The organism is Mesorhizobium sp. A556 (assembly GCF_054489545.1).
In genome coordinates this window covers 1-18929 of sequence record NZ_JBTMXA010000016.1, presented here as the reverse complement: position 1 = coordinate 18929, position 18929 = coordinate 1, and the positions used below count along the sequence as shown (strand labels likewise).

18 protein-coding genes and 1 tRNA gene are annotated in these 18929 nt (G+C 62.1%); 13 read left to right on the top strand and 6 right to left on the bottom strand.

The window, feature by feature from the left end:
- The first annotated feature begins 18 nt into the window (after positions 1-18).
- Positions 19-498, top strand: coding sequence for a pyridoxamine 5'-phosphate oxidase family protein (locus ACX3P0_RS22055; protein ID WP_459091933.1), 480 nt, complete (start codon positions 19-21; stop codon positions 496-498).
- Positions 499-526: 28 nt separating this feature from the next.
- On the opposite strand, the gene ACX3P0_RS22050 is transcribed toward ACX3P0_RS22055, so the two are convergent.
- A complete protein-coding gene (locus tag ACX3P0_RS22050; RefSeq protein ID WP_459078196.1) occupies positions 527-994 on the bottom strand; it encodes a DUF1801 domain-containing protein in 468 nt (155 codons plus the stop codon).
- 279 nt (positions 995-1273) lie between these two features.
- Here ACX3P0_RS22050 and ACX3P0_RS22045 point away from each other — a divergent pair, with 279 nt between their 5' ends.
- Entirely contained in the window at positions 1274-2038 is a 765-nt protein-coding gene (locus ACX3P0_RS22045; protein ID WP_459091931.1) for a sulfite exporter TauE/SafE family protein, read from the top strand.
- Positions 2039-2091: 53 nt separating this feature from the next.
- On the opposite strand, the gene ACX3P0_RS22040 is transcribed toward ACX3P0_RS22045, so the two are convergent.
- Together ACX3P0_RS22040 and ACX3P0_RS22035 are read right to left on the bottom strand one after the other, a co-directional pair.
- Positions 2092-2520 carry a bleomycin resistance protein gene (locus tag ACX3P0_RS22040; RefSeq protein WP_459091929.1) on the bottom strand — a complete coding sequence of 143 codons (429 nt, stop codon included), beginning with the start codon at positions 2518-2520 and terminating at the stop codon, positions 2092-2094.
- Positions 2521-2528: 8 nt separating this feature from the next.
- Positions 2529-4193, bottom strand: a complete 1665-nt coding sequence (locus ACX3P0_RS22035) for a Na/Pi cotransporter family protein (protein ID WP_459078199.1) — start codon at positions 4191-4193, stop codon at positions 2529-2531.
- Positions 4194-4710: 517 nt separating this feature from the next.
- On the opposite strand from ACX3P0_RS22035, the gene ACX3P0_RS22030 reads away from it, so the two are divergent.
- From ACX3P0_RS22030 to ACX3P0_RS21995, 8 genes are all read left to right on the top strand, one after another.
- Positions 4711-5127 (top strand): RcnB family protein, encoded by a 417-nt coding sequence (locus ACX3P0_RS22030; protein WP_459091927.1) that lies wholly within the window; start codon positions 4711-4713, stop codon positions 5125-5127.
- Positions 5128-5266: 139 nt separating this feature from the next.
- Entirely contained in the window at positions 5267-7249 is a 1983-nt protein-coding gene (gene dnaG, locus ACX3P0_RS22025; protein ID WP_459091925.1) for a DNA primase, read from the top strand.
- Between the two features lie 316 nt (positions 7250-7565).
- Positions 7566-9587 carry an RNA polymerase sigma factor RpoD gene (rpoD, locus tag ACX3P0_RS22020; protein WP_459078202.1) on the top strand — a complete coding sequence of 674 codons (2022 nt, stop codon included), beginning with the start codon at positions 7566-7568 and terminating at the stop codon, positions 9585-9587.
- 227 nt (positions 9588-9814) lie between these two features.
- Complete coding sequence (locus ACX3P0_RS22015; RefSeq protein ID WP_459078203.1) at positions 9815-10108, top strand: GYD domain-containing protein; 294 nt, start codon at positions 9815-9817, stop codon at positions 10106-10108.
- Positions 10109-10308: 200 nt separating this feature from the next.
- Positions 10309-10983 (top strand): PadR family transcriptional regulator, encoded by a 675-nt coding sequence (locus ACX3P0_RS22010; RefSeq protein WP_459078204.1) that lies wholly within the window; start codon positions 10309-10311, stop codon positions 10981-10983.
- A 185-nt stretch (positions 10984-11168) separates the two neighbouring features.
- A complete protein-coding gene (locus ACX3P0_RS22005) occupies positions 11169-12020 on the top strand; it encodes a DUF1194 domain-containing protein (protein WP_459091923.1) in 852 nt (283 codons plus the stop codon).
- A 120-nt stretch (positions 12021-12140) separates the two neighbouring features.
- Positions 12141-12434, top strand: a complete 294-nt coding sequence (locus tag ACX3P0_RS22000; protein WP_459078206.1) for an HlyU family transcriptional regulator — start codon at positions 12141-12143, stop codon at positions 12432-12434.
- A gap of 116 nt (positions 12435-12550) precedes the next feature.
- The gene (locus tag ACX3P0_RS21995) at positions 12551-13417 is read left to right on the top strand and encodes an SDR family oxidoreductase (RefSeq protein ID WP_459091921.1); all 867 of its coding nucleotides are present in this window, start codon (positions 12551-12553) and stop codon (positions 13415-13417) included.
- 195 nt (positions 13418-13612) lie between these two features.
- Here the strand turns inward: ACX3P0_RS21995 and ACX3P0_RS21990 are convergent, their stop codons facing one another.
- Positions 13613-15490, bottom strand: coding sequence for an OmpA family protein (locus ACX3P0_RS21990; protein ID WP_459091919.1), 1878 nt, complete (start codon positions 15488-15490; stop codon positions 13613-13615).
- 231 nt (positions 15491-15721) lie between these two features.
- Between ACX3P0_RS21990 and ACX3P0_RS21985 the strand changes: the two genes are divergently transcribed.
- Positions 15722-16129 (top strand): YcgN family cysteine cluster protein, encoded by a 408-nt coding sequence (locus ACX3P0_RS21985; protein ID WP_459078209.1) that lies wholly within the window; start codon positions 15722-15724, stop codon positions 16127-16129.
- Between the two features lie 135 nt (positions 16130-16264).
- Positions 16265-16645, top strand: a complete 381-nt coding sequence (locus ACX3P0_RS21980; protein ID WP_459091917.1) for a hypothetical protein — start codon at positions 16265-16267, stop codon at positions 16643-16645.
- A 112-nt stretch (positions 16646-16757) separates the two neighbouring features.
- Here ACX3P0_RS21980 and ACX3P0_RS21975 read toward each other — a convergent pair whose 3' ends face one another.
- The gene (locus ACX3P0_RS21975; RefSeq protein ID WP_459091915.1) at positions 16758-17468 is read right to left on the bottom strand and encodes an SIMPL domain-containing protein; all 711 of its coding nucleotides are present in this window, start codon (positions 17466-17468) and stop codon (positions 16758-16760) included.
- A 237-nt stretch (positions 17469-17705) separates the two neighbouring features.
- Between ACX3P0_RS21975 and ACX3P0_RS21970 the strand changes: the two genes are divergently transcribed.
- Positions 17706-17781 (top strand) — tRNA-Ile (locus ACX3P0_RS21970).
- Positions 17782-18329: 548 nt separating this feature from the next.
- On the opposite strand, the gene ACX3P0_RS21965 is transcribed toward ACX3P0_RS21970, so the two are convergent.
- Entirely contained in the window at positions 18330-18593 is a 264-nt protein-coding gene (locus tag ACX3P0_RS21965) for a helix-turn-helix domain-containing protein (RefSeq protein ID WP_459091913.1), read from the bottom strand.
- Positions 18594-18929 lie beyond the last annotated feature (336 nt).

The window sequence follows — 18929 nt, the reverse complement described above, 5'->3', positions numbered from 1 at the left end:
GATGGCGGGCCTATCGATATGACCTTGGTCATGCCGCGAGAATTCGACCCGCAGGATGTGCTTGGCCGGCCGCTAATGGCCAATCTCGCGACCGTTGCCGCGGATGGCGCGCCGCGAAACGCGCCCGTATGGTTCATCTGGGAGGACGAGGCGCTCTGGATGCTCGGCTCGGCGGACGGAAGCACCGTGCAACCGATCGAAAGGGAGCCGCGCTGCGCGGTGGAAATCGTCCACTTCGACAATGAGGCCGGTATCCCGCTGCATCTTGGCATGCGCGGCTCGGCCACTGTCGAGCCGATGGCACCGGATCGCTTCAAACGGCTGCTTCACAAATATCTCGGCCCCGAAGCGGACTGGAACAGGTGGTTCATCGATCATGTGGCCGAGATCGACCATCCCGAAGGCCGCATGATCCGGCTTGTCCCGGCCAGCCTGTTCACCAACAATGTGTCGTTCTTCCGCACCGGTCCCGACCTTGCCTGGCCGCCGAAGCCGTAGGCCAGCCTGTCCGGCCCCATCGGCTGATCTACATGCGTTCGCCGGGCAGGCGGCTTGCCTGTTTTACCCAGGCGGAAAACTGCGCCTCGTCGATCTTGTCGCCTTCGTGGATATGGAAATAGCGCACCTTCGCCTGCTTGGAGGAAACCGGCGGCGGCGGGTCGAGTTCGGCTCCCCGAAAGAAGGCCACCTTGATGTACTTGTCGAAGCAGTGGAAGCTCAGGAACCAGCCATCGCCGTCGTTGCCGTACATGGGCGAGTTCCATTTGACCGCCTTAGACACGGTGGGCACGGCATTGGCGACCAGCGTGTCCACCTGCCGGCCGACCGCGCTTTTCCAGCCGGGCATCGCGGCGATGTAGGCCTGGACCGGGCCGTCGCCGTAGCCTTTTGCGATCTGCGGGTTGCCGCCGGATAGAAGCACCGGCTCCGTGGCCCCTGCGGTCCTTTCGCCTTTTGGAATGCTATCGTGCGGCGCGGGCTTCCTGTCGGGCATCGTGCTTTTTCCTCCCTGATTCATCCATTTGCGGATCGAGCACTAACAATGTGTCGTTCTTTCGTACCGGTCCGACCTCGCCTCACCGCCGGGGCGGTAGCCGCAAGGGGGACGCCGCCCGACTGGCCGCACCCCCATTATCCCAGAGCGCAGAAATCGGAGGCCAGGCTGTCGCGTTGACCCGGGTTTTCGCGTAAGCGGGCCTCGCGGCAATGCGGTGCGCCGCTCAGTGTAATCCTGTTTATTCTATCGATTTGTTACCGGGGCAGACCCAAATTCATGTTTGACGGTTTCTTGACGGGCGTTTCGTCCGCCCATTTGATTTTTGTGCTTGCCTCCGCCCTGGCGGCCGGTTTGGCGCGGGGCTTTTCGGGCTTCGGCGCGGCATTGGTTTTCGTTCCGCTGGCGAGCGCCGCGATCGGCCCCCAGGTCGCCGTGCCGCTGCTGGTGGTCGTCGACGGCATCATGACGCTCGGGCTGATCCCGGCCGCGTTCCGATTGGCGGATCGACGCAATGTCGTCATCATGACGCTCGGCGCTGTTATCGGTGTGCCGGTCGGCATCTTTCTTCTTACCAGCCTTAACCCGCTGACCATCCGTTGGGCGATTGTCATCCTTGTCGCCCTGCTGCTGGCGCTTCTGGTATCCGGCTGGCGTCATCACGGCCGGCCGAAGGCTCCGTTGACGGTTCTGGTCGGAGCGGTTTCAGGGCTGTTTTCGGGCGTGGCGCAGGTCGGCGGCCCGCCGGTGGTGGCCTATTGGCTGGGGGGTGCGACGCCCGCCACCGTCGCGCGCGCGAACATGATCCTGTATTTCGCCCTCTCGACGGTACTGACGGCAACCGGCTATTTCTGGAGCGATCTGATCACGGCCCAGGTGTTGTCGCTGGCGGTCGTTGCCGCGCCGCTCTACGGCGTTGGCGTGTGGTTTGGAAGCAAGATGTTCGGCATTGCCGATGAGCAGGTCTTCCGGCGCATCTGCTACCTGATGATCGCCTTTTCGGCCGTTTTCAGCATGCCGATCCTGGACGGAATTCTGCACTGAAACGAAAGAGGCGGCTCCGCGCAACTCTTCAGGTCGCGGATGGTGTCGCTGGGTTAGCCCACCGGCCGCTCGCCGACATCGCTGAAAAACCGCAACAGGTATCCGTCTGGATCGGCGACGACGAATTGACGGTTGCCCGTCTCTATATTTCCCTGTCGATACCAGCGCTCTTCCAAGGGGATATGAACAACCAGATCAGATTTCTGTACGTTCGAATACAGGCTGCTTACGTCCGATACCTCGATCTGGAGGTTCATGCCCCGGCCAAACGGGAACTCCATTGGCACGGAATGAAAGCGCCTTCCGGGTCCCGACAGTTCTTCGAGCATGATATGGGCGGCCTCTCGAATGAGATAGGCAAACCGCTCCTCCGGCCGAAGGTGGAGCACCCGAAAGCCGAGCACCTTGGTATAGGCTTCGACGGAACGGTCGAGGTCACTGACGTCAAGTTCGGGGGTGATTGCCGGGGCAGAGGCTCCCATGTCTCGTTTCAGCTTGCCTTCAGGCGCGAGCCGCGCAGCAGGCCCTGTTCCTCCAGCACGGGATAGGCCATCGAGGCGAGCAGCGAATTGATCTGCTTGAGGTCGCGGATGGTGTCGAGGTGGATCGAGCTTGTCTCGATCGACTTCGCCGTGCCGTCGCGCAGGCGCAGGAAATGGCTCTGGCTGGTTTCCTTCTCGGTGTCGCGCAGGCGATCCTTTTCCAGCACGAGTTGCCGAGCGGTTTCCGGGTCGCGTGACACCAGGACGTTAAACGCCATGCGTGCATTGGCCAGCACCGAAGCATGGAAGCTGGACAATTCGCGCCAGCCTTCGGGCGTGAATTCGAGGCCTTTGTCCAGCTTCTTCTGGACGTGCACCAGCATGTTGCGCACGATGATGTCGCCGACCTGCTCGAGCTTGACGCAGGCGCCGATAAGTTCCTGGCAACGCAGCGCCTCGTCCTCGGTCATGACGTTGCGGGTAACCTTGGCGAGGTAGATCTTGATGGCGGCGTGCTTCTTGTCGACGCGGTCGTCGAGGGAGGCCAGCGCCTTGATCTTGTCGTCGTCGGCGCTTTCGTAAAGCTCGATGATGCGTTTCAGCATGATCTCGACCGTCTCGCACACCCGCACCACTTCGCGCGTGGCGTTGGCCAGCGCCTGGCTTGGCGTGTCGAGGGCGGCGTCGTTCAGCGCGGAAAGCTCGGTCGCGGCGAAGGCGTCGACCGGTTCGGGCTTCGCGCCCAGCTTCACGATCCACTCCGAAGCGCGATAAACCACGCCTGCCAGCGGCAGGCCGGCCATCAGGATGATGACGTTGAAGAGAATGTGGGCGTTGACGATCTGGTCGGGCTCGGTCGCGCCAAGGAAGCCGACCGGCGGCTTGAAGGTCATGAACAGGATCAGGATGATGACCGAGCCGACGCCGCGCATCAGGAGGTTGCCGACCGGCACGACGCGCACGCTGGCGTCGGCGCTGCGGGTCAGCATGGGCGCGATGATCGAGGAGCCGAGATTGACGCCCAGTACCAGCACGATACCGAGTTCCGGCGGAATGAAGCCACGCCCGGCAAGGGCGGCCATCAACAGGATCGCTGCGATGCTCGACTGGAACAGCCAGGTGACGCCGGCGGCAAGCAGGAAGGCGGTGATCGGATCGCTTGAGAAATAGGTGATGATGACCGGCAGCATCTCGCTGTCGCGCAACGGCTCGGAGGCCTGGCCGATCATCTGCAGCGACAGCACCAGGAGGCCGATGCCGACCAGGATGCGGCCGATCTGACGCCAGTCGCGCCGCTCGGTGGCCATGAACATGACCGTGCCGGTGACGAGGCAGACGGGGACCAGCAGCGTCAGGTCGAAGGTGAGCAGCTTGGTGACCAGCGCCGAGCCGATTTCGGCGCCGCGCACGGCCAGCTGGCCGGCCGCCCCCGAAACGATGCCGGAGCCGGCGAAGGAGCCGACGAGAAGCGTGACGGCGGTGGAGCTTTGCAGCGCGATCGCCAGCCCCGTGCCGGCCAGCACCGCCATGAACGGGTTGCGCATGGTGTCGCGCAGGCGGTGGCGCAGGACGTCGCCATAAGCGCGCTCGACGCCGGTTTTCACCATGCGGGTGGCAAACAGCATCAGCGCTACCGCGCCGGCGAGATGGACGAGGACGACCGACCCGCTCATGCCGCCACCCCGACACATAAGGCGGCAGCGCGACATGGGCGTGGCGCGTGCGCGGCCTGATGCTGAGCGTTGTGGAAATTGCCGAACACGTTCATTCCTCGAATCGAAACCATATTAGCCGGATAATTTTTCCTCGTGCAGAAAAATGCAGGTCTGCCGGTGCAGATACAGATTTTCCATGGATCGTGCAAGTGTAGCGGGTTTCTCATAAGTCTAGGTAATGATTGCATAAATTCCAACCATCCATTCCACGTCCGTTGTGTCGGCGGCGACGCCGGACGCGGGTGGCCGCAACAGGAAAAGCGATCAAAAAGCATCGTATCCCGCCGGGCCTGGCGGGCCTAAACCACTGGAAATCAGGCCAGGTGGTAAGGGCGGCAGCCGGTGGCATGGAGTAAACTCTATATTAGCTGCCATAACTATTTGAAACCATTACAAAAACGTAATGTTGCCGTTCAGCTTCGGTTCATCGTTCGGGCGCTACTTCATGGGCCATCAACAACGAAGGAGTTCCGCAATGAAACGTCTTGTTATGGCTGTAGTCGCCGCTTCTTTCCTCGCCGCTCCCATGGTCCAGGCTCAGGCCGCGCCGGTGATGGTGCCGGCAGTCTCGGCAAATACCGGTGTTGTCCAGATCGACTGGAAGAAACCTTCGCGCCAGGACGAGCGACGTTCCGACAATCGCCGCGATGACAACCGCCGGCATGTCGACAAGCGCAAGGTCGTCAAGAAGAAGGTCGTCGTGGAGCGTCGTTCAAATTGGAAGCGCGGCCAGCGTTATTCCGACTGGCGCCGCCATCAGCCGGTCCGCGACTATAGCCGTCGCGGCCTGAAGCGTCCGGGCCACGGCCAGGAGTGGATCCGGGTCGGGAACGACTATCTGCTGGTCGGCATCGCATCCGGCCTGATCGGCGCGATGATCGCCGGCCGCTAAGGCCTGGTGCACTTTTAGATGGGAAGGCGGCTCGCAAGGGCCGCCTTTTTGGATTCGACCCTGTGGATACCGGGTATGGGCCGGATCGGGAGTCGTCTTGTTCGGCGAGGACGACTATATGGGAGGAAAAGAGTGTCCCATGCGCTTTCCGCCTGCCTTCCTTGATGAGATACGCGACCGTGTACCGATTTCCTCGGTCATTGGCGCACGCGTTTCGTGGGACCGGAAAAAGACCAACGCCCCGCGCGGCGATTATTGGGCGTGCTGTCCGTTCCACGGCGAAAAATCGCCGTCCTTTCACTGTGAGGACAAGAAGGGCCGCTATCACTGTTTCGGCTGCGGGGTTTCGGGCGATCATTTCAAATTCCTGACCGAACTCGACGGCTTGAATTTCCCCGAGGCCGTCGAGCGGATCGCCGAAATGGCCGGTGTCGCGCTGCCGGCGCGCGACGAGCAGGACGAAGTGCGCGAAAAGCAGCGCGCCAGCCTGACCGATGTGATGGAAATGGCGACGAGCTTCTTCGAGGAGCGGCTGCACTCGGCGGACGGCGCGAAAGCGCGCGCCTATTTGCGCGAGCGCGGGCTTTCGCCAGCGACGCAGGCCGCGTTCCGGCTCGGCTATTCGCCGGACAGCCGCAATGCGCTGAAGGAGTTTTTGGCCGGCAAGGGCGTCGGCAAGGACGACATCGAGGCCTGCGGGCTGGTGGTGTTCGGCGACGACATTCCGGTTTCCTACGATCGTTTTCGCGACCGGGTGATGTTCCCGATCCCGGATTCGCGCGGAAAGATCATCGCTTTTGGGGGCAGGGCGCTGTCGCCGGAGGTTTCGGCGAAATATCTGAACTCGCCGGAGACGGAACTCTTCCACAAGGGCAATGTGCTCTATAATTTCGTGCGCGCCCGCAAGGCGCTGGCCAAGGGCGGTGCGGTCATCGCCGTCGAAGGCTACATGGACGTCATCGCGCTGGCGCAGGCCGGTTTCGACAATGCGGTGGCGCCGCTCGGCACCGCACTGACCGAAAACCAGCTTGAACTCCTGTGGCGCATGTCGGGCGAGCCGGTGCTGTGCTTCGATGGCGACCAGGCCGGCTTGAAGGCGGCATGGCGCGCCGCCGACATGGTGCTGCCGGCGATCCAGCCCGGACGTACGGTGCGCTTCGCGCTGCTGCCGGAGGGCAAGGACCCGGACGATCTGGTCAAGGCCGACGGCCCGGACGCCTTTCGCGCGGTGCTTGCCGAGGCGCGGCCCATGGCCGAACTGTTATGGATGCGCGAAACGGCGGGCGGCGTTTTCGATACGCCGGAGCGGCGGGCGGAACTGGAAAAGCGGCTGCGCGAACTGACCGCCCGCATCCGCGACGAGAGCGTGCGCTTCCACTTTAATCAAGACATGCGCGAGCGTGTCCAAAGCTTCTTCGGCACGCAGCGCGGCAATCGCCAGCAGCGGCCCGGTGAATTCTTTGGCAACAGGGGCGGCGGCAAGGGCGGGCCAGCTCAAGGTGGCCAATTTGGGGGTGGCCAATTCGGAGGCGGCCAATTCGCGCGCGGCGGGCAGGCCGGTGGCCGCGCAGCCATCACCGAAAGCCTTGGCCGGTCGGCTATGGTCAAGCGCTCGGGCGAACTGATGTCGGTGCGCGAGGCGACGATCATCGTGGCACTGGTCAACCATCCAGCGCTGATCGACGAGAATTTCGCCCATGTCGAGTTTCTCGACCTCGCCAATGCCGATCTTCGGCGGCTGCATGCCACGCTGCTGGATGCCATGGCGCACGATATGGCCAATGACCGCGACGCGGTGATCGCCACGATCGAGCGGGCCGGCTGCCGCGCCATATGGGAGCGCGCCGTCGGGCTGATCAAAAGGACGCGGCAGTGGCCGGCGCTGGAGGCCGCAAGCCTCGACGATGCGCGCGACGCCTTCAGCCAGGCGCTCCACTTGCACCGCAGCGCGCGCACCTTACATAAGGAGCTGAAACAGGCCGAGAGCGCGCTCGCCACCGACCCCACCGACGAAAATTACCGGCATCTCATCGAGATACAGGCGCAATTTCGTGATGTGCAGGCAACCGAGGCCCTGATCGAGGGTTTCGGCGTTACGTCGGGGCGTACCGGGCGGGTTTGACGCGGGAAAGGACAAAGTCGGCAATTGATTCGCTTTTTTAACGCGAATCATGCGACAGGCGCTTGACCTTCCGAAGGAATGACGGAATCAGAACGATTCGAAATGTTCGTCTGGCCAAGCGTCAACGAAATACGCAGATGCAGGTACCGATCACTGGACGGATAACAAACCCGCCACAGATATCAGGGTTGATCTGGGCTTAACGAGATATGCCGTAGCAGGGCTAGTGAGCGCGACCGCTCGGCGGGCGCTCGGTGCAGACTTGGTTCGATAGGTTTCCTGGCTTGCCAGGACAGCCGTTTGGAGAAGAAAAAGAATGGCGACGAAGGAAAAGGAAGAGGTCGAGACCGAACGCGAGGGCACGACCGACGGCCCCCTGCTCGACCTATCCGACGATGCTGTCAAGAAGATGATCAAGGTCGCGAAGAAGCGCGGCTATGTGACCATGGACGAGCTGAACGCGGTGCTGCCTTCGGAGGAAGTTACTTCCGAGCAGATCGAGGACACGATGGCGATGTTGTCCGACATGGGCATCAATGTGGTCGAGGACGACGAGCAGAACGAGGAAGCCGAGGCCAGCGAGACGAACGCCGACGCCGAGGAAGACGCCAACGAACTGGCCGAGCGGACCGGTACGGCCGTCGTCGCGGCCCCCGTCAAGAAAGAGCCGACCGACCGCACCGACGATCCGGTGCGCATGTATCTGCGCGAGATGGGTTCGGTCGAGCTGTTGTCGCGCGAGGGCGAAATCGCCATCGCCAAGCGCATCGAGGCCGGCCGCGAGACGATGATCGCAGGGCTTTGCGAAAGCCCGCTGACCTTCCAGGCCATCATCATCTGGCGCGACGAACTCAACGAATCGAAAATCCTGCTGCGCGAGATCATCGATCTCGAAGCGACCTATGCCGGACCGGAAGCCAAGCAGGCGCCGGTGGTCGAGCGGGTCGAAGAGCCCAAGGTTGACGACAAGTCGCGCCGTTCGCGCGCTGACGAGGAAGACGTCACCAACGTCACCGTCGATACGCGCGGCATCGGCGACGACGACGAAGAAGACGAGGACGAGGCCAGCCTGTCGCTGGCGGCGATGGAAGCCGAACTGCGTCCGCAGGTGATGGAGTTGCTCGACGTCATCGCCGACACCTACAAGAAGCTGCGCAAGCTGCAGGACCAGCAGGTCGAGAACCGTCTGGCGGCGGCGGGCACCCTTTCGCCCAGCCAGGACCGGCGGCTGAAGGAACTGAAAGACCAGTTGATCACGGCGGTGAAGTCGCTGTCGCTCAACAATGCGCGTATCGAAGCGCTGGTCGAGCAGCTTTACGACATCAACAAGCGGCTGGTGCAGAACGAAGGCAAGCTGTTGCGGCTGGCCGAAAGCTACGGCGTGCGCCGCGACGAATTCCTCAAGGAGTATGCCGGTTCCGAGCTTGATCCCAACTGGACGCGCTCGATCGGCAATCTGACCTCGCGCGGCTGGAAGGAATTCACCAAGAACGAGCGCGAGGCGATCAAGGAATTGCGCGCCGAAATCCAGAATCTCGCCACCGAGACGGCGATTTCGATCCTCGAATTCCGCAAGATCGTCAATCAGGTGCAAAAGGGCGAGCGCGAAGCGGCCATCGCCAAGAAGGAAATGGTCGAGGCCAATCTGCGTCTCGTGATTTCCATTGCCAAAAAGTACACCAACCGCGGCCTGCAGTTCCTCGACCTGATCCAGGAAGGCAATATCGGCCTGATGAAGGCGGTGGACAAGTTCGAGTACCGGCGCGGCTACAAGTTCTCCACCTATGCTACGTGGTGGATCCGTCAGGCGATCACCCGTTCGATCGCCGACCAGGCGCGTACCATCCGCATTCCGGTGCACATGATCGAGACGATCAACAAGATCGTCCGGACTTCGCGCCAGATGCTGCACGAGATCGGCCGCGAGCCGACGCCGGAGGAACTGGCGGAAAAACTAGCCATGCCGCTCGAAAAAGTGCGCAAGGTTCTCAAGATCGCCAAGGAGCCGATTTCGCTCGAAACGCCGGTCGGCGACGAGGAGGATTCGCATCTCGGCGACTTCATCGAGGACAAGATGGCGATCCTGCCGATCGACGCGGCGATCCAGGCCAATCTGCGCGAGACCACCACGCGCGTTCTGGCTTCGCTCACCCCGCGCGAGGAGCGCGTGCTGCGCATGCGTTTCGGCATCGGCATGAACACCGACCATACGCTCGAAGAAGTCGGCCAGCAGTTTTCGGTGACGCGCGAGCGTATCCGCCAGATCGAGGCCAAGGCGCTGCGCAAGCTCAAGCATCCGAGCCGCTCGCGCAAGCTGCGGTCGTTCCTCGACAGCTGATCGACCGTTCAATCGAAAAAAAAGCCCGGCTCAGACCGGGCTTTTTTTGTTTCCTGAGCCGCCGTGCGGCGAGGGCGGAAGGTTCACCAAATGGAGGATGGCGCGGCACCCGGCAGCTCTGGCGCCGAGGCTTGCCCAGGTTCATAATCTCACGGGTGGAGGGCTGTTTTTCCGGCGCTGGATGCGTGCGGTCGGCATCGCATGGCGGCATCGGAGGGAGGTGAACCGTGACCACCTACATCATGCTTCTGAACTGGACCGATCAAGGTGTGAAGGCAGTGCGTGACTCACCCAAGCGGCTGGACGCGGCCAGGAAACAATTGGCCGATATGGGCGGCTCGTTCAGGGAATTCTATCTCACCATGGGCGAATACGACATGGTGGCGGTCTGCGAGGCGCCCGACGATGCTGTGGCTGCGCGCTTTGCGCTGCAACTCGGCACTGCGGGAAACATACGCTCGCGAACGCTCAAGGCATTTCCCGAAAATGCCTATCGCGAGGTGATCGCCTCGCTCGGCTGATCGTACAAACCCAGGCGGTGCGTTGGCAAAATGATTTTAGCGCGCCGCCGCAATCTGGATGGCATCTCCGGTGGCACCGGCGGGCATTCCGTTTATCTGCGATTGGTCGGCCATGCGATGCATCGTAAGATATATCTTGACTCGATAACGGCGTGCGCCTACTTAAGATATATCGTAAGACATTACTCGAGGAGTTATCAATGCACGGACACAATCATTGCGAAGGACGCGGCGAGCGCTCCTTCCTTCATATGGCCGGCCGGTTCGGCGGGCGTGGCGGCGGTGGTGGTTTCGGCGGCTTTGGCGGCGGACGCGGCGGCAGGGGCGGGCCGGGCGACATGTTCCGCGCCGGCAAGATGCTGGCCGACGGCGACCTCAAGCTGATCACGTTGGCGCTGCTCGCGGAAACGCCGCGCCATGGCTACGACATCATCAAGGCGCTGGAGGAGAAATCCAGCGGCTTTTACGTCCCAAGCCCCGGCGTGGTCTATCCGACGCTGACCTTTCTCGAAGAGGCCGGTTACGCTGCCTCGGCTCCCGAGGGTGCGAAGAAGGTCTTCTCCATCACCGAAGATGGGCAAAAACACCTTGCCGAGAACCGCGACCTGGTGGAGCGCGTGCTGGAGCAGATCGAGCGGTTCGGCCGCAAGATGGCCAAGGCGCGCGAATGGTTCGGCTGGAACGACGACGGCGAGGAGCGCGGCCCGCGTGGCGGCGACCGTTCCGGCAACCGCGACGAGTTCCGCGCCGTGCGCCACCGGCTTCGCGCCGCCCTTGGCGAAATCGCCGATGCCCCGCCTGAAAAGCAGGCCGAGGCAATCGCCATCCTGAAAAAGGCGGTCGAGGCGATCGAAGCACTGTCGCCGCGGGATTGATGCGGGCACCGGGCGGGCAAAGATTGCCCGCCCGGTGGTTTTGATCGGGCGCGCATGCGAGGCGCCCCGCTAAACACCCCATGTCAAAACGGAGGCCGATTATTGGGGCGCGACACCCAGTGCATGGCCCGAGTCAGCTTTGCGTCCGGGGCTTTCCTATATGCTTTCCTTGTGTAGACTAGGGAATGCTCAGATGGCTTGCCCCCGTTCTCGTATTCGGCGTTTTATTTCCCGCGGGACACAGTTTTTCCCAGTCTCGCGAACCCGTCGATGTAGAACTGGTGCTGGCGGTAGACATTTCTGTCTCGATGACTGTCGAGGAACTGGAGATCCAGCGCGATGGCTATGCGGCTGCGCTGACAGATCCTGAAGTCGTGCGTGCCATCACTTCCGGCATGCATGGCAAGGTGGCGATAACCTATTTCGAATGGGCCGGCGTGACCTATCAGAAGGTCATCGTGCCGTGGACGCTGGTCGCCGGCCAGGCCGATGCGGAACATGTCGCGAAAACGATATCCGAACTGCCCGCCTGGCAACCGCGCCGGACTTCGATTTCAGGGGCGCTCCATTTCGGGGCGGACCTGCTGGCGCAAAGCCCGTTCAAGGGCATCAAGCGGATCATCGATGTTTCCAGCGACGGCGCGAACAATGAAGGGCCGGCGATGGCTCCGACGCGCGATGCCGTCGTGCGGCAGGGCATCACCATCAACGGTCTGCCGATCCTGTCGGGCGCTGCCCCGCAGATATACGACGTGCCGGAACTCGACCGCTATTTTGCCGAATGCGTCATGGGCGGACCCGGCGCTTTCGTCATATCGGTCAACGGCTGGAAGCAATTTCCGGAAGCGATACGCCGCAAGCTTCTGCTCGAACTGGTGCATGACAGGCTGCCCGATCCCGGCGGCGTGCCAAAAATCATCTTGGCCAAGGCAACGCAGCCTTATGATTGCATGATAGGCGAAAAGCGCTGGAAGCAGGACCTCCGGCACCATATGTACAATCCCGAGAATGAACCAGATCGCCGGAAAACGCCGTGAGGGCTTTCTGCGCCGCTGCCGCCCATGCGCGGTGACCCTTGCCCGCTTCTCGAATGACCTTTAGGAAATCATCGTGCCTTGCAAATTGCCGGGCAGGATATTTGCGTGTGGAGGTCGGCCATGTCTTTTTTCAAACGTCTGTTCGGTGGCGGATCGAGCGAGCCGGCGGCTGCCGGCCCCGGCGCGCCGGCAAAGCAGGTCGAGCACAAGGGCTTTACGATCAGCGCGACGCCGTTCAAGGCGGACGGGCAGTACCAGACTTCCGGCACTGTCTCGAAGGAGATCGACGGTGAGGTGAAGGAACACCGGTTCATTCGTGCCGACCGTTTTGCCGGCCTTGACGACGCGGTCGACGTGTCCATCCGCAAGGGTATGCAGATCGTCGACGAGCAGGGCGACCGGCTTTTCGGCTGAGACCGGCGGCCGCGCCCCGCGCGGTACGCAGCGTAACCTCCCTCGCGCCTAATAACGCTTGCATGCGGTGCGGGCCGAAGGCCACATTGGCATCTTTCCACGGAAGGATCGCGTCGATGTCGCTCAAAGGTAAAACCTTGTTCATCTCCGGCGGGTCGCGCGGCATCGGGCTGTCGATTGCGCTGAGGGCGGCGCGCGACGGCGCCAATGTCACCATTGCCGCCAAGACCGCCGAACCGAACCCGAAACTGCCCGGCACGATCTATTCGGCGGCACACGAGATCGAGCAGGCGGGCGGCAAGGCGCTGCCGGTGGTTTGCGACATTCGCGACGAGGCGCAGGTGGCCGAGGCGGTTGCCAAAACCGTCGAGAAATTCGGCGGCATCGACATTTGCATCAACAACGCCAGCGCCATCCAGCTTACCGGGACGCTGGAAACCGACATGAAGCGCTACGATCTGATGCACCAGATCAATACGCGCGGCACCTTCCTGGTTTCCAAAATGTGTATTCCGCACCTGAAGTTGGGGAAGAATCCTCATATTTTGAATCTGGCGCCGCCGCTCGACATGGAGGCAAAGTGGTTCAAGAACCATGTCGCCTATACGATGGCCAAGTTCGGCATGTCGATGTGCACGCTGGGGATGAGCGCCGAGTTCGCATCGGTTGGCATCGCCGTCAATTCGCTCTGGCCGATCACGGCAATCGATACGGCGGCGGTGCGCAATCTGCTGGGTGGCGCTTCGGTCGCCGCCATGAGCCGCTCGCCCGAAATCATGGCCGATGCCGCACATGCCATCCTGATGCGTCCGTCACGCGAGGCGACCGGCAATTTCTACATCGACGAGGAAGTTTTGCGCGCCGAAGGCGTCACCGATTTCTCGCACTATGCGCCCGGCGCGAAAGGTCCGCTGGTCGGAGATTTCTTCGTGCCGGACGAGGTCTTTGCCCGAACCGACACCAAGGTGAAGAGCATGTTCTGAAGCGATTGCCGGAAAAGCTGGATCCGGCTTTCCGTTCGTAATTGCGCCGACAAGAGTCGAAAAAAACCCCGCCGGCGAGGGGACCGGCGGGGCTTCTGTCCCGCTGGAGGCGGGACGGGGCAGGGAACGCCCACGAACTAATTTGGTGTGGGTGGTTCCGCGATTCAATGAGGACCACCGAATCGCGGATCCCGTCTATTGCGCGCTGGCGACCGGGGCCACCAGCGAAGTGATGCGGCGGATGGCGACGCGGCGGTTCTGCCGCTCGGGCGCATCCGTGCTCACCTTCAGGTAGCGCTCGCCATAGCCTTGCGTCGCCAGGTTTTCCGGCGGGATGCCGAAAGCGTTGGTCAAGGCCTCCGCCACCGCCTCGGCGCGCCGGTCCGACAGCGCCAGATTGGCATTGTCGGTTCCGACCGCGTCGGTGTGGCCCTCGATGAGGAAGGTTTCCGCCGGGTTCTTTTCCAGCAGCCGTTCCATGGCCGTCGCCACGCCCTCCAGTTTTTGCACTTCGCTGTCGGGGATCGAAGCCGAGCCGAACTCGAAGGTCAGCGTATCGAGATCGATGCGCCGGGCGATGTCGCGCACGCGCGCCGAGCGCTTGACCTCCTGAACCGAGTAGAGGCGCTGCACTTTCTCGACCGGCGGCTGTTCCAGGAACTCGTAGTAATCATCGGGGCTGTCCACCGATTCGGAGTCGAGGATGTAGCGGTTGCGCGGGATGGTCAGGCGCATGGGCGGCAGGTCGTCGCCGGGATCGCGCCATTCGCGGTCGTCGCCATAGTGGCTCTCGTCGACATAGTTCAGCACATATTCGCGGCCATCGGGTGTAATGCGCGAACGCTGGAGAATATCGCCGTGGCGGTTACGGATGGTGACGATCTGGTCGCCATTGCCGCGTTCGATCGTCTCGCGGGTGCGTCCGCGCGGCAGGTCTTCGTAGTAGACGTCCTTGGCGCCGTGGGTCATGCGCGGCCGCTCGTTGCTCTCCACCATGGCCTCGCCGCCAAGCTCGATGATGACGCGATCGCCGATCTCCTTCAAGACATCCACGCCATCACGACGGTCGCGGTCTCGCCGATCGGGCGCTTTTTCGCGGCGTTTGCCCTTTTCTTCCGTCACCGGCTCGATCTTCGTGGGCTGAATGGCCTTCTGGGCCGCCTTGTCGTCGGCGGGCGGCGGCGCTTGATCGACCGCAGGTGCAGGCGTCTCTGCCTGTTCGTTCTGGATCGCCGGCTTCTCCCGATCGCCCTTGCCGCCCTTCTCGCCATCGCGCGGACGCCTGGCATCCTTCTGGCTGTCGAGAATAGGCGCGGCGTTGGGATCGGCCGGGGCTTCGCCCTGAACCGGTTGCTTGCCCTCGGCAGGTGCCGTCTGCTCGTCGATCACCGGCTTTTTGCTTTGCTCAGGCTTCGTCGCTTCGGGAGCAGGAGCTGGTGCCTTTTCCGGCGTCGTCTCAGGAGCCGCTTCGTCGGCGGGTGCAGGCTTGGCCTGCGGCGCTGGCGCGGTTTCTTCGGTCGGCGTTGATTGTTCCGTGGGCGCAGCCTCGGCTTCCGGAGCCGCCTCTGGTGTTGGCGCGGGCTCTGGTGCAGGGGTTGGCTCGGCCTGTTTTTCCCGCTTCTTCTTCTGCGGCTTCTGTTCCTGTTCAACAGGCGCTGGCTTGGCTTGCGGCTGCGGTGCGGCTTCCTCGGCTGGTGCCGGGACTACTTCCGGGGCAGGGGCAGGAGCCGGTTCGGCTTGCGGCTGTGGCTCGGGCGCAGCCTTCTTCTCGGGTTCGGGCGCAGGAGCGGCCTCTGGTGCCGGCTCGGGAGCGGGTGCCGCTTCGGGTTCCGGGGCAGGGGCCGGCTGTGCCTCTGGCTCGGGGGCCGCCTGCGGCTCTTGTGACTGGGCCTGTCTTGCCGCGCAGTCTTCCGCGCTTTCATTCTTTCTGCAGTTGTCCTGCGCAAGCAGGAGCGGAAGCGTCGAGATGTGTTGCGGCGCCTGCCTGTCTTGAAGCGGGAATGCGCCGAGCGGCGCGGATGCCATCAACAGCCCGAGGGCCGTGCCGGCCAGAATGCCTGGTTGGCGTTTCATGTTCTCTCTCCTTTGGTTCGTCATTCGGCAAACCGGTGGGAACGCCATTTGTTCCCGTTATTGGCGATGTGGACAAGCGAGGCGGCGATTGGCCGGCCATTTCAAGGCAAAATCGTGTTTCCTGGATCAAGCTGTGTGTCAGGGCGGCGGACTTGCTTGACCTGGCGGCGATGCGGGGCCACATCCCAGTCTATGGAAGAGCCATTCTGGAAAACCAAGACACTTGAGGAAATGAGCCCCGCCGAGTGGGAGTCGCTCTGCGACGGCTGCGGCAAATGCTGCCTGTCGAAGCTGGAGGACGAGGATACCGGCGAAATCTACTGGACCAGCGTCGGCTGCCGCCTTTTCGACGCGCAAAGCTGTCGCTGTTTTGACTATGCGAACCGGTTGGCGCGGGTGCCCGATTGCGTCGGGCTGACGCCCGCCAATGTGCGCACCATAAGCTGGCTGCCCGCCACCTGCGCCTATCGCCTGGTCGCGGAGGGGCGCGACCTCTACTGGTGGCACAGGCTGGTTTCGGGCGACGCGCAGACGGTGCATCAAGCCGGTATCTCGATGATCGGCCGCGTTACCGCCAGCGAGGACGATCTTGCCGATGCAGACGACTATTTCGACCATATGCTGGAGGAAGAGCCATAGGCGGTGTGGAATTCATCGCCGCCGCCGCATGAACGACGAATGAACGCCCGGTTCGCGAAAGGTTCAGGCGCGGGGGCGCATGGTCCGGTCATCGCATGAAGGCGGCAATCGGGCCGGCTGCAAAGGAGATGAACGATGTTGAACACGATCAGGACCATGGCGCTTTCGGCGCTTGTCGGCTTCGGCGCGTTGGCGGCAATGCCGGCCGTAGCCCAGGCGGATAGCATTTATCTTGGTTTCGGCGGCGGCAGCGGCCCCCGTGTCGGCGTTTATGAAGGAAGTCGCGACCACGGCATCCGCCATGTGCGTCGCGACAGGCACGATGAGCGGAACCGCCACTGGCGCCGTGCCTGCTCAGCCGACCGCGCGCTGGACAAGGCCGAGCGCATGGGTTTGCGCCGCGCCCGCGTCGTTGACAGAAGCCGCCGCACCGTCAAGGTCGCCGGCCTTAAATACGGATCCCGCGTGACCGTGGTGTTCGGCAATGAGCGCGGCTGCCCGATCATCTATCGATAGACCCGCCAACCGCTTTTTGGATAAACGACCCAAAAGAAAACCCCGGAGGCTGGCCTCCGGGGTTTTTCTGGTCAGGTGCAAATTCCCGGACTTCTGCCCGGTTTCAACGGCTTCACTTCAGTTCGAAGGTGACGTTGACCTGCACATTGTAGGCATTCTCGCCGGCCTCTACGGGAACGGATGCGCGGGCCGCATCGAAACTCTTGGCGCGTAGCGGCATGGGCGAGGGGGCGGTTGCCTGGCCGGTGATCTCCAGCACCCGGCCGACCGACACGCCGGCGGCCTCGGCCAGCGTCTTTGCCTTGGCGATGGCGTCGGCTACCGCGTTCTTGCGGGCTTCGGTGAGCGTTGCAGCCGGATTGTCGTTGGTGAAGGCAATGCCGCCGCCCTGGTTGACGCCGAGCGACACCGCCTTGTCGAGCACATCGCCGGTCTTGTCGATGTCGCGCACGCGCACGGAAAGCGTGTTCGTCACCTGATAGGCGACAAGTTCGGCGTCCTGGCTGCCGTCCGGCTTGTTGGTGTAGTTGTAGCGCGGGTTGATCTGGATGCCGGCGGTTTGCAGATCGCGGTCGGCGATGCTGAAGGCTTTCATCGCGGCGATCACCGCCGCCATGGCGTCGTTGTTGGCGTCGAGCGCCGCGCGCGCGGTCTTGGCCTCGCGCATGACGGAAAGCGACAATAGCGCGATATCGGGCGCGACGGTCGCTTCGCCTTCGCCGGTCACGACAATGCGCGGCGTTTTTGCCGAATCGGCCGCAAAGGCCGCCGCCGGAAATGCGATCGCGGCTGCAAGCGCGAGCGGCAAACAGGGTCTGGTCATCGAAATCTCCAAAAATATTGCGAGGCCTGTGGGATTGGCGGGCTGGAGCGTCGACGCTCGGATAAATCCGAGTTGCCGCTCCATCTTTTTGTTCGAGCACCGGATCTTCCAAAAAACCGGTAAGCACGTTTCGGTCCGATGCCCTAGGGAACGAATGTGGACCGATTTAGGCGACTGTGGAAGGTTCTACGCTAAAGCCTTGTGCGGCGAAGCGAAAAACACTATCCAGCCCGCGTGGGGCCTGTAGCTCAATGGTTAGAGCCGGCGGCTCATAACCGCTTGGTTGGGGGTTCGAGTCCCTCCGGGCCCACCAATATTTCCGTATGTCTGACCTGCCAAATTAATTTTGACGCGCGCCACAATTTGATTTGACGCAGCTGCAATTAGAACATGCTCGAAGTCTCTGGTTTCTAAAGAAATTCTCGTGGGCTTTCCCGCCACATTTCGTGTTGAGCCTCAATTTTGCCACATAAAAGACCGGATCGCTGCCTGTTACAAATCACGTGAATCAAGGTGCACTTCGTACTGTTGGCGATTTTGCATAACAGAGAATTTCTGTTCATTTTCGCACAATCGCTGCACGATTTGGTCGGGTTCCGTAGCAGAAATCAGCCAACTCAATCTATTTTCCAATGAGTTGATTCTCAGAAAATGGCTGAAGCCAGCTCATTCGGGGAGACTGGCGAGTTGTTTTACGACTGAGATATTTGTTCGCCACTAACCGCCGATGACTTAGTTCGTCGATAGTGGAGCATACCGAAAGTGAGCGTACGAACCCATCAGGATGGTTCAACCCCACAATATCGTCACTGGAATTAATTGGCGCCGCCAGGCCGCGCGATGCAAGAGCTCTGTCGTGTCTCAAAACCTCAAATTGCCCTGCTGAATGAGATTTCTACGCATCCGCAAGCCCGGACCGGCCACGCCGTCATCGGGAACGAATGTTATGCCGACCTTCTCGAAGGCATCCTGCAGGCGACGGCGCGATTCCAGCGTCACCGTCTCGTCGTTACGCTCGATGCGCAGGATGGTCCGCTGCCCCACGCCGGACAGCTTTGCGAGTTCTCGCTGACCGATATTGAGGGCGACGCGAGCCGCCCGGAGGAGTTCATTCGGGACATCCATCGTCCAATCCTAGCGGTCGCCATCCCTGCACTCCAGATGGCGCTGTCGGCAATCCATAGACAAATTTGTTTACGGCGTCGTGGACGCCTCAATAGACGGTGTGGACGCCGATTGCATGACGCCGTATGTCTCTTTTGCTGATTCCAGCGAATCACAAGGATCCGAATGCACCGGATCCTTGGACGGACCGACGGAGCCTTGCAGATGCTGCTGTTCACCCAAAGCCAGACGCCCGATCCGATGTTTGCGTTCGAGATGGAACGCGTCAGGGCGCTGTCGGCAGACATGGAACGCATCCATCGCGGGATTGCACCCGAAGAGGTCGCTGATGGCAAT